This window comes from Arcobacter thermotolerans (assembly GCF_983172305.1).
The window spans coordinates 1-15,028 of record NZ_CFAFZJ010000006.1; the positions used below are offsets into that span (position 1 = coordinate 1).

The 15,028-nt window shown below is 25.4% G+C and carries 13 protein-coding genes; 12 read left to right on the top strand and 1 reads right to left on the bottom strand.

What is annotated here, in order from left to right:
* Positions 1-100 precede the first annotated feature (100 nt).
* Positions 101-277, bottom strand: coding sequence for a hypothetical protein (locus AC5LG6_RS06040; protein ID WP_498585964.1), 177 nt, complete (start codon positions 275-277; stop codon positions 101-103).
* Positions 278-433: 156 nt separating this feature from the next.
* On the opposite strand from AC5LG6_RS06040, the gene AC5LG6_RS06045 reads away from it, so the two are divergent.
* The 12 genes from AC5LG6_RS06045 to AC5LG6_RS06100 all read left to right on the top strand — a co-directional run bounded on the left by AC5LG6_RS06045 (position 434) and on the right by AC5LG6_RS06100 (position 15,003).
* Positions 434-982, top strand: coding sequence for a hypothetical protein (locus AC5LG6_RS06045; RefSeq protein WP_260937290.1), 549 nt, complete (start codon positions 434-436; stop codon positions 980-982).
* Positions 983-992: 10 nt separating this feature from the next.
* A complete protein-coding gene (locus AC5LG6_RS06050; protein ID WP_390840292.1) occupies positions 993-1,268 on the top strand; it encodes a hypothetical protein in 276 nt (91 codons plus the stop codon).
* Between the two features lie 88 nt (positions 1,269-1,356).
* Entirely contained in the window at positions 1,357-2,067 is a 711-nt protein-coding gene (locus AC5LG6_RS06055; protein ID WP_498585965.1) for a hypothetical protein, read from the top strand.
* Between the two features lie 34 nt (positions 2,068-2,101).
* A complete protein-coding gene (locus tag AC5LG6_RS06060) occupies positions 2,102-3,214 on the top strand; it encodes a hypothetical protein (RefSeq protein WP_260937298.1) in 1,113 nt (370 codons plus the stop codon).
* Between the two features lie 203 nt (positions 3,215-3,417).
* Entirely contained in the window at positions 3,418-3,540 is a 123-nt protein-coding gene (locus tag AC5LG6_RS06065; RefSeq protein WP_258315628.1) for a hypothetical protein, read from the top strand.
* Positions 3,541-5,008: 1,468 nt separating this feature from the next.
* The gene (locus tag AC5LG6_RS06070; protein WP_498585966.1) at positions 5,009-5,929 is read left to right on the top strand and encodes a site-specific integrase; all 921 of its coding nucleotides are present in this window, start codon (positions 5,009-5,011) and stop codon (positions 5,927-5,929) included.
* 529 nt (positions 5,930-6,458) lie between these two features.
* Positions 6,459-8,021: a type I restriction-modification system subunit M gene (locus AC5LG6_RS06075; RefSeq protein ID WP_498585967.1), complete on the top strand. Its 1,563-nt coding sequence runs from the start codon at positions 6,459-6,461 to the stop codon at positions 8,019-8,021.
* A 9-nt stretch (positions 8,022-8,030) separates the two neighbouring features.
* Entirely contained in the window at positions 8,031-8,990 is a 960-nt protein-coding gene (locus AC5LG6_RS06080) for an Abi family protein (RefSeq protein ID WP_498585968.1), read from the top strand.
* Positions 8,991-9,057: 67 nt separating this feature from the next.
* Positions 9,058-10,317 (top strand): restriction endonuclease subunit S, encoded by a 1,260-nt coding sequence (locus AC5LG6_RS06085; RefSeq protein WP_498585969.1) that lies wholly within the window; start codon positions 9,058-9,060, stop codon positions 10,315-10,317.
* Between the two features lie 25 nt (positions 10,318-10,342).
* Complete coding sequence (locus AC5LG6_RS06090; RefSeq protein ID WP_498585970.1) at positions 10,343-11,089, top strand: FRG domain-containing protein; 747 nt, start codon at positions 10,343-10,345, stop codon at positions 11,087-11,089.
* Positions 11,086-12,165 (top strand): DUF262 domain-containing protein, encoded by a 1,080-nt coding sequence (locus AC5LG6_RS06095; protein ID WP_498585971.1) that lies wholly within the window; start codon positions 11,086-11,088, stop codon positions 12,163-12,165. The genes AC5LG6_RS06090 and AC5LG6_RS06095 overlap by 4 nt, the downstream gene beginning before the upstream one ends.
* Before the next feature lie 9 nt (positions 12,166-12,174).
* Positions 12,175-15,003: a type I restriction endonuclease subunit R gene (locus AC5LG6_RS06100; RefSeq protein WP_498585972.1), complete on the top strand. Its 2,829-nt coding sequence runs from the start codon at positions 12,175-12,177 to the stop codon at positions 15,001-15,003.
* Positions 15,004-15,028: the final 25 nt, after the last annotated feature.

Here is a 15,028-nt window from a genome sequence, read left to right on the forward strand (position 1 = left end):
TACCACTTCTAAATTCTTTCAATATTTCATTGAAATCAAAGTTTATCTCTTGTTCCATTGTCAATCCTTGATATTATTTTATCAGATTGACACGGAATTTCTAACACTCCCCAGCTCCAGCCAACAGGGATGTTGATTTGTGACCTATTAGCAAACTAAGTTTAAGTTGTGAAAGTTTATGTTTTTTTCTTATTCTTGCGACATTGCTTCCAATTCTTTTATAAAATTCTTCTTTTTGTTTGTCAGTAAACTCTTCTATATTTTGAAATTTATTCATTAATTATTAAACCCTCTATTCTTACAGAGTGATAGTAATTAAATGAAATCATTTTATCAATCTGTAATTACGGATTAATTAAGCATAAATATTTTAGAATACACCGTAATAACAGATTATTGATTTTATAATCTAGTAACATATAAAAGGGAAAAAATGAGAAAAGTTTTATTATTAAGTTCAAGTGTTGCATTAGCAACTTTATTATTTACAGGTTGTGGTATAAAAACTACAGAGTATAATCCATCTGCTGATAATGTACAAACATTAAGAGATTTTAAAGATCTTAAATTAAATGTTTCAAATTTTACTTCTACAAATAAAGGTGAAAGTAGTGTATTGTGTAGATTAGCAGAAACAGTATCTACTCCAAAAGGTGAACCATTTTCTACATATATTGAAAATGCACTTTTAAGTGAACTTAAAATGGCTGGGAATTATGATAAAAATTCAAATATAAACTTAAGTGGAAATATAAATAAAGTATATGGAAGCTCTATGTTTGGAAATGCTTATTGGGAAATTAATGCAACTATAAACTCTTCAAATGGGAAATCATTAACTGTAAACACAAAAAGAGATTATCCATCAGCATATTTAGCTTCAACAGCTTGTAATAATATGGGAACATCATTTGAACCAACTGTAAATCAATTAGTTAGTGATATTTTAAATCACAAAGATTTTCCAGAACTTGTTAAATAAGTAGACTAATATGAAAATGAAAGATTTAAAAATATTATTATCAACAATATTAATGGGAACAGCTTTTATTGGCTGTTCTTCTACTCCAGATGAAAAAACTGTTAAATCTATAGCTGTGTTATATAATATTAAATCAGCTCAAGAAAATGATATAAAAATAGTAAAATCTTTTGAAAAAGATGGAAAAATAGTATATATTTTACAAATTAAAGGAATGATTTGTGAAATGCCTATGATTGAAATAGATAAACAGTGGAATGCTACTGGTATGAAATGTGGTGGGTAATATAATTTTAATGAAAAATTCAAAATAATTAATATGAAAAAATGTATAAAGCCTTAATATGAAAAAGTTGCTTGTAGCTTTTTTACTAATGAATAGCATTTTATTTGCATTTACTGATGAAGAAAGAAGATTTTGGGAAAGAGTTAATCCTGAACAATTGAAGAAATGGGAAAAAGTTAGAAGCCAAATGGGAAGCAGTGCTAACGAAGACCAAACAAGTAAACAAAAAGAAGATAATGAAAATGAAATAGTTGGATATTTAGGCAATAACCTACCAATTACAAAAGCAGATATGAAGTGGAGAGTAACAATGAACTCTTTATCGGCATCTAACTCTAAAGAGTGGGGAAAAGTAGTAACTATGCCAGATAATTGTAAAAGTGGACTAGATAATAAGTTATATGACATTATGGCTATATCTACAAATATTTTAAATCAACACCCAAAAGATTGGTTAAATGGAAAATATTTAGAGTTTGTTAATAGTAGATGTAGTCTTGTTGGAACATATACTCTTATAGATACAACTAAAGAAGATTTTGATAAATTAGTATATCAAAGTCATATTGAATTACCAAAAGAACAAAAAGATTTTTTCCTGAAAACAATTAAGCAAGAAGAAAACAATTCTTATGTTTTTCAAATTTTATTATATATAATGATTCCAGTTATATTATTTAGATTATATCAAAGAGATAAAGAGCCTAGAAGAGAATTTCCTAGAATAGAAAAACCATTTTCTTTTTGGAGTGTATTTTTTTGGTGGAGTATCTGGGACAATCAAAATGATAAACATTAATAATACAAAAAAAGGGGGGAGGGAGGAAAAAGAGATGAAAAATCTAATTATGAAAATAGCAACACTTGCTGCTATTATATTTGGTTTAAGTGGTTGTAGTTCTACTACAATTAATGGTTTATCAGTAAACAATGACTCAGTTTTAAAAGATAATAGTAAAACAAAAGTTTACTATGAGGATTTAAGTGAGAAATTTGTTGTTGAAGCAAATAAAAAAATAGTTGAAGATCTAAATAGTTCTGATATTATTCCAATAAAATGGTACACTCTAGCTAATCAAAAAGAAGCAACAGGCATTACTAATTCAAAATATACTTCAATAGAGAACGACTTAAGAAAAAAAGTTGAGAATGGAAAGTTTAAAGTATCTAATGATGGTACAAAAATAGTTTTTGAAAAACAATATACTGATTTAGTAGCTCAACTTGAAGATATTCAAAATATTTATTCTTATCTAAATTTCTCACTTATAACAGATAAAGATATTGAAACTTCATTTAATAAAAGAGATACATATTTAACTGCTTCAATATATTTTGACAAAGAAAATTCAAATATGCAAGAACTTGTATTTTTCACTAGATATTCTTTTTTTCATGACTTAGTAAAAAATGGCATTAAGAAACAAATTGAACTAGGTTCTTGGGAAATGGTGGATAGTCCAGAAAAAGCAGATAAAGAGATTTATTTTGAATTATCAAGAGATTATTTTCCTGCAGAGCTTAAATATTTAAGAAAAAATAAAAAAGGAATTAAATTTGTTTCTTTGGATTCAGGAAATAAATTTAATATAGAGGCAAATAATAAAGATAAAAATAATAGTAGCCATATTGGTGTAGGACAATCTGCTATGAATCTGGCAAGTAGTTCAAATGGTGATTTAACATCAGCTGCTATTGGTTTAGCTGTTGCTGGAGTATTTTCTTTGTTTGAAGATACACCTAAAAAAGAGAATACAATTATAAATGAGTATTCAGGAGTTTTTGCTTCTATAAGAGTTATAGATAAAATTAAAAATACAGATAATTTAAAACTATACGATACTTATATTAATAATGATATGTTTGATACAAGAAATAACTTGTTTAAAAAAATACATGAAACTATCAATATTGATCCAGATAGTAAAAAGTATAATATTAATTGATATAACAACTTTCGATTATATAAAGAAATTTTAAATTATTTTTACTACTTTAATGCAAGTTTATAACTAGCACAAAAATGATTTTTATGTGCTTCAATTTCAAAGACCAACAATAAAAAGATTGTTTTTAGTAAAACTTTTTAGTATAATTATTTTAATAAGTGGGATTCAAGAAGTACTTGAAATCTCAAGAAGGAGAAAAAGTGGATAATGTAACTCGAGGATTAATTGCTCTTGGAAGCTTTGCTTTTTTGTCAATGTTATTTCCATTGATGATAGGAATAATTTTAAAAGAACCAAAGAAAAAATACAAAAAATCTTGCTAAAGTCTTAGCGAACTAATCTATAAATAATTTGTTGTTTAAATTAGTTTCCAGTTAATTCTGGATGGATTCTTAATTTGCTGAAAATTAAATTAAAAAATATATGAAACTAGATATAACTTAAGTGACATAAACTAGATAGTGATATAATCAAAATAACAGTTATTGAATTGATAGGAATATTGCTACTTGTATGTAAATATTTTTATTAACAAGATTTAAAAACTAAAAAACAAAATTAAAAATACAAAAAAATTAAATATTCAATAGTTAATTTTTAAAAACTATTATATTATTTTAAAAAAGGAAAAGACATATGACAACAACAATAGTAAGTGTGGGTATTTTTATTTATGCCAATTTTTTTAGGAATTGTAGGAGTTGCAATTTTTTCAGCGAAAAAGAAATGTTGAGAGTAAAAATAATTGAATAAATTTTATATTTTTATTTCATAGTAACTAATCTAATAAATTAATATTTTGATAAAAAAATAGTTCTATATTTTTAAAAAAAGGAAAAATAAATATTCATCATTTTAAAGATTATTCAATGGCAATTAAATTAGATGAAGTAAATAAAATCTTATTCGCTTATGATATAAAAATAGTATTGTAGATTAAAATAGTAAAGAGATTTTAACTCAAACTAATAATTTAATTTATGGAAAAATCAAATTATATTTTAAAATAAATCCAAAAGATTTTGGCTTACATATTAATAATTACACAAATGAAAAAGATGAATATTTAGAATCACTTGAGATTGGAAGTATTATTAAAAAAAGAGCTTCAAATAAAAATGAATCTACAAAAATTATTACTCAAGATGAGATATTCTATTACTTGGAAAATAAAATAAAATCATCAAAAGATAACTGTTATTTTTTAAAATAAATCTATTTTTAAATTCAAAATCTATAAAAATTTTCAAAAAAATTAGCTCTTACTGTTTCTAAACTGTTTCTTTTGGTGTTTCCTAAGTGTTTCTTTTACTGTTTCTTGTTAAAAAATCAACACTTTAAAGAAGCCCTATTGTAGGATTGTTTGGTCTAGTTTTAGAAAAAAAAGGAAACCGTAGCAAATTTTTAAACTATCAAAAAAATTATCCTAAAAGCAATAAACAAAAATCTATGTTACAATTTTATAACTTTAACTTTTTGAATAATTAGCTTGTAATATCTTTACAGGTTTGCTACTAAGTATATTTTTTAGAAATATACTAAAACAATAGATATTATATTTTCAAAAAATATCTATTACTCCTTATCTTTTTATAATTTATAAAAGCACAATTACTTTTAATAAACTAGAAAGAAAAATATAAAATATAATTCTGACCTCTACGGAGATCCTTCACGCATTATTCCAAAAAATTCATATGCAAGAATTTAAAAAAAAGCAGATTGACTTAACAAAAAATTGCTTCAGATAGGAGCTGAATCTATCATCACAAAATATTAAAAAGGATTATTATGAGAGGAAGTGTTTATTATCAAAGTTCCCAACTTGTTAAACAAATATTTCAAGAAGGAGCAAAAAAAGAAGATAAAATAAATCCAAATCATGAATACTACCAAATGGTTTCAAGCTATAAAACTATGGAGAGTTACAGAAGAGTTTGGAACAACTTTTTTAACTATCTTTTAGAGCATTGGAAGATAAGAAATTTTGAAAAAATTGAAGCACAACATATTCAAGCGTATATGGATTATAAGATTGAATACTATCCAAGTAAACAATACTTAGAAAAAATTTCAGCTGCACTTGGAAAACTAGAAATTGCATTAAAAAACTTTTCAAAAAATATTCATAATGAAAATAGAGAATATGATTTTTCAATTAGGCAAACTATTTTAAATGAAGCTAGAGATTTAAAACTTGTAGCCAGTAATTATCATAATCGTGCATATAATAATCCAGAACTTTTAATTTCAAATTTGAAAAATCCTATTAATCAACTTGCAGCTAAAATTCAACTTGAAGGTGGAGCTAGAATCGAAGGAGTTGCATTAATAAAACCTGAACAACTTCTTGGAATTAAAATTGATAAAGTTACAAAAATTGAAAGAGGAATAATTTTTACAAAGGAAAAAGGTGGAAAACAAGGTGAAGTTTTAGTGTCACTTAAAACTTATGCTGAATTAAAAAATTATCTATCATTAAATTCAAAATTTAAAATCAATCGACAAGATTATTATAACGATATAAAACAAGCAGCACTTATTTCAAAAGAAGTTTCTGAAGGAAGTCATGGTCTTAGATGGAACTTTGCAAAAAGAAGAATGTTTGAGTATGGAAAGGCTGGTTATTCTTATTCTGATTCACTACAACAAGTTAGCTATGAGATGAAGCATAATAGAGCTAGTATTACTGAGCATTATCTTGGAGGATGATTTTATTTTCTTTAAAAAATTTCTTATATTATAAATTTAGATTAGAAATTGATACTTTCTTTATATTTTTATAAATTAATTAAAAGCTAAAACTATAGTATAAATAAGTCAAGTTTTAAATAAGGCATTTGTTATCTCATCTGCAACATCATCATTCTATTTTAGTAATTTATTTTATTGTGGAAATTTCATAACTTTTTCTAAATCTTTTACAGCTTCTTTAAAAAATTTCTCTACATCTTTTTTATCTAGATTTGGATCTATATGCTATTCCTACTGCAAAAGTATCTAATTCGGAGTAGCTATTTTATAAGCTATCTAAATGAAATCTATACTTATAAATAATATTCTTATTATTTAAAGACTTAAAATCTATTTTATTTTTTATAGTCCAGTTTTTAGATTCCTCTTTATTATATTATAAATCTATCATTTTAACCACCTTAGAAGTTTCAAAAAAGTATAATTAATACTAATTTAACACTATAAAATTACACACTATTTTTGATATTTAGGGGATTAAAACTATATGGGTGAAGAGAATAAAAAAGCACTTGAACAACAATTATGGAATATTGCAAATGAGCTTAGAGGTAAGATGGATGCTGATGAGTTTAGAGATTATATTCTAGGTTTTATTTTTTATAAATATCTATCTGAAAAAATTGAAAACTTTACAAATGAACTTCTAAAAGAAGATGGTATTACATTCACAAGCCTTGACTCAAATAATCCTGAACATGAAGAGATATTAAATAGCCTAAAAGATGATTGTGTTCAACAACTAGGATACTTTTTAAAACCAAATGAATTATTTTCAGCTATGGCAAAAAAAGGAAATAGTGATAACAATAACTTTATTCTTGATGATTTAACACAAGTATTAAGACATATAGAGTCTTCAACTATGGGAACAGAGAGTGAAGATGATTTTGAACATTTATTTGAAGATTTAGATTTAACTAGCACAAAACTTGGTCGTACTGAAGAAGCAAAAAATAAACTAATAGCAAAAGTTCTATATCATCTTGATAATATTAACTTTGAACTAAAAAATCATGATAGAGATGTTTTAGGTGATGCTTATGAATATTTAATAGGGCAATTTGCAGCAGGAGCAGGTAAGAAAGCAGGGGAGTTTTATACTCCTCAAGAAGTATCAAAAATTTTAGCAAAACTTGTAACTGTTGGAAAAACTAGATTAAAATCAGTATATGATGCAACATGTGGTTCTGGTTCACTACTTCTTCGTGTAGCAAAAGAAGTTGAAGATGTATCAAACTTTTATGGTCAAGAGTTAAATAGAACTACATATAACCTTGCAAGAATGAATATGATTATGCATGATGTTCATTATAGAAAATTTGATATTAAACAAGAAGATACTCTTGAACATCCTCAACATTTAGAGCATAGATTTGAAGCAATAGTTGCTAATCCTCCATTTTCTGCAAACTGGAGTGCAAATCCGCTTCACTTAAATGATGATAGATTTAGTCAATATGGAAAACTAGCACCTTCTTCAAAAGCTGATTTTGCATTTATTCAACATATGATTTATCATCTTGATGATAATGGAACTATGGCTATAGTTTTACCTCATGGAGTATTATTTAGAGGTGGTGCAGAAGGACATATTAGACAATATTTAATTGAAGATAGAAACTATTTAGACGCAGTTATTGGATTGCCTTCAAATATCTTCTATGGTACTTCAATACCTACATGCATTTTAGTATTTAAAAAGTGTAGAGAGCATAGTGATAATATATTATTTATTGATGCATCAAATGATTATGAAAAAGCAAAAAATCAAAACTATCTAACAAATGAAAATATTGAAAAAATCATTGATACTTATGCAAATAGAAAAGAGATAGAAAAATACTCCCACTTAGCTAGTATGGATGAAATAAAAGAGAATGACTATAATCTAAATATCCCAAGATATGTAGATACATTTGAAGAGGAAGAAGTTATTGATTTAGACAAAGTTTCAAGTGAATTAAAAGCTTTAGAAAAAGAGATGAAAACAACAGATGAAACAATAGTTTCGTTTTGTAGAGAATTAAATATCTCTACGCCATTTTAGGAGATAGTTTTGGAATACTCTTATAAAAGACTAACTGTAGATAGCTATATAGAACTATTATATAAAGAGGGTTTTCAAAAATCTAAATATGAATATGACCAATTAAAAGAAATAATTGAAGAAATTGGAATCTTTAGATTTAAAGGATATGTAAAAGCATTTAGAAAAGATGTAAGTGAATATAGTATAGATGATGTTTTGGAACTTTATAACTTGGATAGACAAATTTCTATAAATTTATTTAAATCAACTTCTCAAATTGAAATAAAATTAAAAACTTACCTAATAGAGATTGCTTATAGTCTTACAAATAATCCATTTTTCTATCTTTTAAAAGATTCATATGTTGATAATTTTAAATTAAGTGATGAATCTATTTATGATTGGGAAGTAAAAGAGCTAAAAAATAAAAAAAATGAAATATATCTTCATTACAGGGATTATTATTTAGGAAAATATGATTTTAACTCAAATAAAGTGAAATATTTAAAAGATAAAACATTAATTGATTTGAATCGTAATATGAATATAAATTATCCACCATTTCACTATTTTATTGAAAATGTTACACTTGGAAGTTTAATTAATATTATTTCAAAGCTAAATGTAAACGATAATAGTATTTTAAAGCTTTTAGCAAATAGATTTGGTATGTATGATAAAGATGTATTTTTGAATTATTTATTAAGATTAAAAGAGCTAAGAAATAGATGTGCCCATAATGGAAGATTATTTAATAGAAATTATAGAGGTGTTAAAGCTTATGGATTACACAAAAATCTTAGAAAAAATATTTATGAGCATAAACTATTAGATGTATATTTTTCAATGCAAATTCTTTTAGAAAAGCATTATAAAATAAAAGATACTAAAAATTTAGAAGAACTATTTGTAAATGATATTTTAAATAACTGTGATAAAAAAATGGAAGATTTTGTTATGAATATTATAAAAATAAAGACAAGGTAAGTGTGCATGCAGGGACTTACCGTAAGTGCTGTAATTGTATACAACTATAGTTTAAAAAGAGTTTAAAATGAGCAAAAGTATTAATGTGCCTAAGTTGAGATTTAAAGAGTTTAGTGAGAATTATAAAAAATATAAGTTTGAAGATATATTTAGTTTTTCAACTGGTAAGAATATTAAGCAAAATGAAGCTTCACCTAATTTTGATATACCATGTGTAAGATATGGTGAATTATATCATATGTATAGTGAAGTAATTAGTAAAGTAATTAATAAAACTAATCTAGATAAATCTGAACTAACATTTAGTCAAGGAAATGAAATCTTACTTCCATCAGCAGGTGAAGATCCTTTAGATATAGGTTCAGCTTCAGCTTTAAAAATATCTAATGTGGCTATTGGTAGAACAATAAATATATTAAGACCTTTGTCAGACAATACATATTTACCTGAGTATGTATCTTATTTAATAAATACAAAATTAAAGAAAAAGATATCTACATTAGCTAAAGGTGTGAGTATTAGTAACGTATATAATTCAGATTTAAAAACATTGACTCTAAGTCTTCCATCAAAACAAGAGCAAGAAAAGATAGCTTTATTTTTAACATCTATTGATACAAAAATAGAACAACTAATAAAAAAAGAAGAACTTTTACAACAATACAAAAAAAGTATAATGCAAAAAATCTTTAATCAAGAAATTAGATTTAAAGCTGATGATGGTAGTGAGTTTTGTGAGTGGAAAGAGAAGACTATTGATAAGTTACCAATCCTTATTTCTGATGGTAATTATGGAGAACTTTATCCGACATCAGATGATTTTAAACCAAATGGTGTTCCTTTCCTAAGAGCTAACAATATTAAAAATCTAAAAATAGATACTAGTGATACAAAATACATTTCAGAAGAGCAACACTCTACTTTGACAGCAGGTCATCTTTTAACTAATGATATTTTAATTACGACTAGAGGGGAACTAGGAAATCTTGCTTTAATAGAAAATGAACACAACGGTTCAAACATAAATGCACAGATTTGCCTATTAAGGATTACTGACACATCAAAACTTAATTATCTTTATTTGCTCTATGCTTTGGACTACAGAGATAGCAAAAAACAGTATAAAGCTTTTGAAACTGGTACAGCATTAAAACAACTTCCAAAAGGTAATTTGAAGAAGGTTAAACTAAAAGTACCTTGCCTAGAAGAACAAACAAAAATAGCTAACTTTCTATCTTCAACAGATAATAAAATAGAACAAGTTCAAAAACAACTATTATTAACACAAGAGTTTAAAAAATCACTTTTAAAAGAAATGTTTATATAAAATTAAAAAAAAGGAAATAATAATTATGGCATACAGTATCAAAGAGATAAGTTCCTTAACTGAACTTATTAACGAATTGGAAAATGATTTTACAGGTTATGGTGGTTCTGTATGGTATAGGGGGCAAACTAAAGAATCATATACTTTGCTTCCAAGCTATTTACGAAATTCTAATGCTCCAGAAACGACTTTACTGAGTGCATTTAAACAAAATGCATCGATGTTAACATCTACCCAGCCTAATAATAAATTTGATTGGATGTTTTTAATGCAACATTATGGTATTCCAACTAGACTTCTAGACTGGAGTGAAAGTCCTTTAATAGCATTATTTTTTGCACTTAGAAAAATAGAGGATAATTCAGATGCTGTAGTTTGGGCTTTGAAACCAACAGAATTAAATAAAAATGCAAAGATAAAGAGTAAAGAGGAGGAATTTTATATACCTTCTTTTGAAGATGACGAAATTATTGGATATTCTATAGAAAGTCTTATAAGTACAAAAGTTGAATTAAGTCCAGCTGCTGTTATTGCAACAAGAAATAACCCAAGAATACAAGCACAGATGGGTGTATTTACAATACATCATCATGAAAAAATATCAATAGAAGATATTGGTGACCAAACACATATGGTCAAATATATTATAAAAAAAGATAGTAAAAAAAACATCTTAAAACAGATAGAAATATTAGGAATAACAGAATTCCAATTATTCCCTGAACTAGCTAGTATAAAAAGTATTTTAAAAAAAAGAGGAGTAATATCATGAGTACAATAAATACGATTCCAATGAATCATTCTGCTATTATGAAAATATATGCAGAAAGAGATGAAATTGATCTAAGTCCTGAATATCAAAGAAAAGGTAATATTTGGAGTTTAGAAAAAAAGCAATTACTAATTGACTCTATACTAAACAATTATGATATTCCAAAAATATATTTTCATGAATTGAAACATGATAATTATTTATATTCTGTTATTGATGGACGTCAGAGATTGGAAACTATTTGGGAGTTTATGGATGGTAAATTTTCATTAGCGGATGATTTTAAATATTTTAAAGATGAATGTTTAAATTTAAAATCATTAAAGTATAATGATTTAGCTAAAGAATTTCCAAAAATTAGAATTCATTTCGATTCGTTTAATTTACCTATTGTAATAGTACAAACCGACGACATAATGTTGATTGAAGACATGTTTTCTCGTCTAAATGAAGCTGTTCCATTAAATGCATCTGAAAAAAGAAATGCTATTGGAGGTAATGTAGTTAGAGCAATAAGAGAGCTGACTAAAAATAGTTTTTTCTCAAACAAAATAACTATTAATAATTCAAGATATCAGCATCATGAGATATGTACAAAATTACTATATCTAGAACATTGTATATTTGAACATCAAAAGATTATTGATACGTCAAAATCATTTTTAGATAAATTTGTTTTAAATTACAAAGCAAAAGATGCTAGTACAATTGAAATCTATAAAAATAATGTAGAACAAGTTTTAAATAAATTTAATGTAATATTTCTTGATAGTGACAAACTCCTAAAAAGACAAGGGGATTTACCAATTTATTATATTCTTGTAAAAGATGCAATAAATCAAAATTTAATTAGTTTAATTACAAATAATAAACTAACTGAGTTTCAAAATAAAGTTGAAATGGTAGGAAAAAAATCTTTTGATGAAATTGATGAAGATGAATATATATATTTTGATTATTATAGTAATACTCAGCAAGGTACTAATAATTCATCTAATATAAGATCTAGAGTTCAAATTTTAGAAACATTTCTTAATATAGATTATGAAATCTCATATATAAAATTTCATAAATAAAGAAACAAAATGAGCACACAAAGCGAAGCACTATTAGAAGAAAACTTATTAAAACAACTCCAAAATTTAGGGTATGAAAGAGTTGTTATTAAAGATGATAAAGAGTTAGAAGACAATCTAAAAATCCAACTTGAAAAGCATAATAAAACAACTATAAGTGATACTGAATTTAAAAGAGTTCTAAATCATCTAAATAAAGGTAATGTTTTTGAAAAAGCAAAGATATTACGAGATAAATTTGTTTTACTTTGCGATGATGGAACAAGTAAATATATTGAATTTTTAGATTCTGAACATTGGTGCCAAAATCTATTTCAAGTAACCTCACAAGTAAGTGTTGAAGGTATTTATAAAACTAGATATGATGTAACAATTTTAATTAATGGTCTTCCTTTATGCCAAATAGAGCTAAAAAGAAGTGGCTTAGAGCTAAAAGAAGCATTTAATCAAACACTTAGATATAAAAGACACTCGTATAGTTCTAATAATGCTCTATTTACTTATATTCAACTATTTGTAATATCAAATAATGTTAATACGAAATACTACTCTAATAATAAACTAGAATCTATGAATTTTAAACAAACTTTCTATTGGAGTGATAAAAACAATCATAGAATTGATAGCTTAAATGAATTTACAACAAATTTCCTAGAAAAATGTCATTTATCTAAAATGATTTGTAAATATATCGTTTTAGCACAAGCTTCAAAATCTCTAATGGTTCTAAGACCATATCAATTCTGGGCAGTTGAAGCTATTATTGAAAGAGTTAGAGATACAAATAAAAATGGATATATTTGGCATACAACTGGAAGTGGAAAAACTCTAACTTCTTTTAAAACAGCTCAAATTCTTATGAAACTTCCTAAAGTTGAAAAAGTAGTATTTGTTGTAGATAGAAAAGACTTAGATTATCAAACAACAAAAGAGTTTAATAGCTTTAGTGATGGAAGTGTGGATGGAACAGATAATACAAAAACTCTTGTAAAACAATTTGCTGATGATACAAAACTAATTGTTACAACTATTCAAAAGCTAAATACTGCAATTTCAAAAAAACAGTATTTAGAACAAATGAATATAGTAAAAGATAAAAATATTGTATTTATTTTTGATGAGTGTCATAGAAGCCAGTTTGGTGAAACTCATTTAGCTATTACTAAATTCTTTACAAACAATCAAATGATAGGATTTACAGGAACACCAATATTTGCCCAAAATGCAACTGGAAATGCACTTGGAAAAAGAACCACAAAAGAGTTATTTGATGAGTGTTTACATAAATATGTAATTACTGATGCTATTAGTGATGAGAATGTTTTAAAATTCTCTGTTGAGTATATTGGAAAGTATAAACAAAGAGAAAATAGTGTTACAAATATTGATATTGCAGTTGAAGATATTGATAAAAAAGAGCTTCTTGAAAGTAGCGATAGAATTGAAAAAATAGTTGATTATATAATTGCAAATCATGATAGAAAAACTCACTCAAAAGAGTTTACAGCTATGATGTGTGTAAGCTCTGTTGAAATGCTTATAAAATATTATGAACTATTTAAAAAGAAAAACCATAATTTAAATATTTCAACAATCTTTTCATATAGTGCAAATGAAGATGATAAAGATGCAACTGGAATGATTGATTTAGATGAATCAAATGGTGCATATGTTGATGAAGAGCATATAAATAAACACTCTAGAGAAAAACTAGATGAGTTTATTGAAGATTATAATAAAATATTTGGATGTAAATACTCTACAAAAGATTCTCAAAGTTTTTATAACTACTACAACGATATTTCCAAAAGAGTTAAACAAAAAGAGATAGATATTTTACTTGTTGTAAATATGTTTTTAACTGGATTTGATAGTAAAACTCTAAATACACTTTATGTTGATAAAAATTTAAAATATCATGGATTAATACAAGCATTTAGTAGAACAAATAGAATACTAAATGAATTAAAATCTCAAGGTAATATAGTTTGTTTTAGAAATTTAAAACAAGCAACTGATGATGCAATATCTTTATTTTCAAATAAAGATGCAAAAGAGATAATTATAATGCAACCATATGAAAGTTATGTAGAAACTTTCAATGAAAAATATGATGCTTTAAAATTAATTGTTCCAACAGTTAGTAGTGTTAGTGACTTATATAGTGAAGAAGAGAAACTAGAGTTTATTAAAGCATTTAGAGAACTATTAAGAGTAAAGAATATTTTAGGTGGTTTTAGTGATTTTAAATGGGATGATTTAAAGATATTAGAGCAAGAGTTTGAAGATTATATGAGTAAATACCTTGATTTAAAACCTAGTGTTAATCCTAATAAAGAAAAAGTATCTATTTTAGAAGATGTGGACTTTGAACTAGAGCTAATTCATAAAGATGAAATAAATGTTACATATATTTTAAAGCTTTTGGGTTTATTTAAAGAAAGCGAAAATGAAGAACAAAAAGCTAAACAAAGAGAAGATATATCTAATTTACTAAACAATAACCCACAACTAAGAAGTAAACGAGAATTAATAGAAAAATTTATAAATGAAAATTTAGTAAAAATAGATAACAGTGAAAATATTGAAGATGAGTTTGTAAAATTCTGGGATGAAGAGAAATTAAAAGCATTTAATGCAATTGCAGATGAAGAAAATCTAAATAAAGATGAATTAAAAAAAGTTGTAGATACCTATATTTATGAACAAAGAGAACCACTTCAAAACGATATTGCTAAAACATTAAATGTTACTCCAAAATATTTAGAGAGAAGAACTATACTAACAAGAGTTCTTGATAAGATTGTTGGGTTTGTTGATAAATTTTATGAGAAGTGATGTATTAAATAAGTGAAATATGCAA

Bases quoted from the DNA above. Each gene is read 5' to 3' on its own strand.
- AC5LG6_RS06040 (WP_498585964.1), bottom strand. From the start codon at position 277: ATGAATAAATTTCAAAATATAGAAGAGTTTACTGACAAACAAAAAGAA.
- AC5LG6_RS06045 (WP_260937290.1), top strand. From the start codon at position 434: ATGAGAAAAGTTTTATTATTAAGTTCAAGTGTTGCATTAGCAACTTTA.
- AC5LG6_RS06050 (WP_390840292.1), top strand. From the start codon at position 993: ATGAAAATGAAAGATTTAAAAATATTATTATCAACAATATTAATGGGA.
- AC5LG6_RS06055 (WP_498585965.1), top strand. From the start codon at position 1,357: ATGAATAGCATTTTATTTGCATTTACTGATGAAGAAAGAAGATTTTGG.
- AC5LG6_RS06060 (WP_260937298.1), top strand. From the start codon at position 2,102: ATGAAAAATCTAATTATGAAAATAGCAACACTTGCTGCTATTATATTT.
- AC5LG6_RS06070 (WP_498585966.1), top strand. From the start codon at position 5,009: ATGAGAGGAAGTGTTTATTATCAAAGTTCCCAACTTGTTAAACAAATA.
- AC5LG6_RS06075 (WP_498585967.1), top strand. From the start codon at position 6,459: ATGGGTGAAGAGAATAAAAAAGCACTTGAACAACAATTATGGAATATT.
- AC5LG6_RS06085 (WP_498585969.1), top strand. From the start codon at position 9,058: ATGAGCAAAAGTATTAATGTGCCTAAGTTGAGATTTAAAGAGTTTAGT.
- AC5LG6_RS06090 (WP_498585970.1), top strand. From the start codon at position 10,343: ATGGCATACAGTATCAAAGAGATAAGTTCCTTAACTGAACTTATTAAC.
- AC5LG6_RS06095 (WP_498585971.1), top strand. From the start codon at position 11,086: ATGAGTACAATAAATACGATTCCAATGAATCATTCTGCTATTATGAAA.
- AC5LG6_RS06100 (WP_498585972.1), top strand. From the start codon at position 12,175: ATGAGCACACAAAGCGAAGCACTATTAGAAGAAAACTTATTAAAACAA.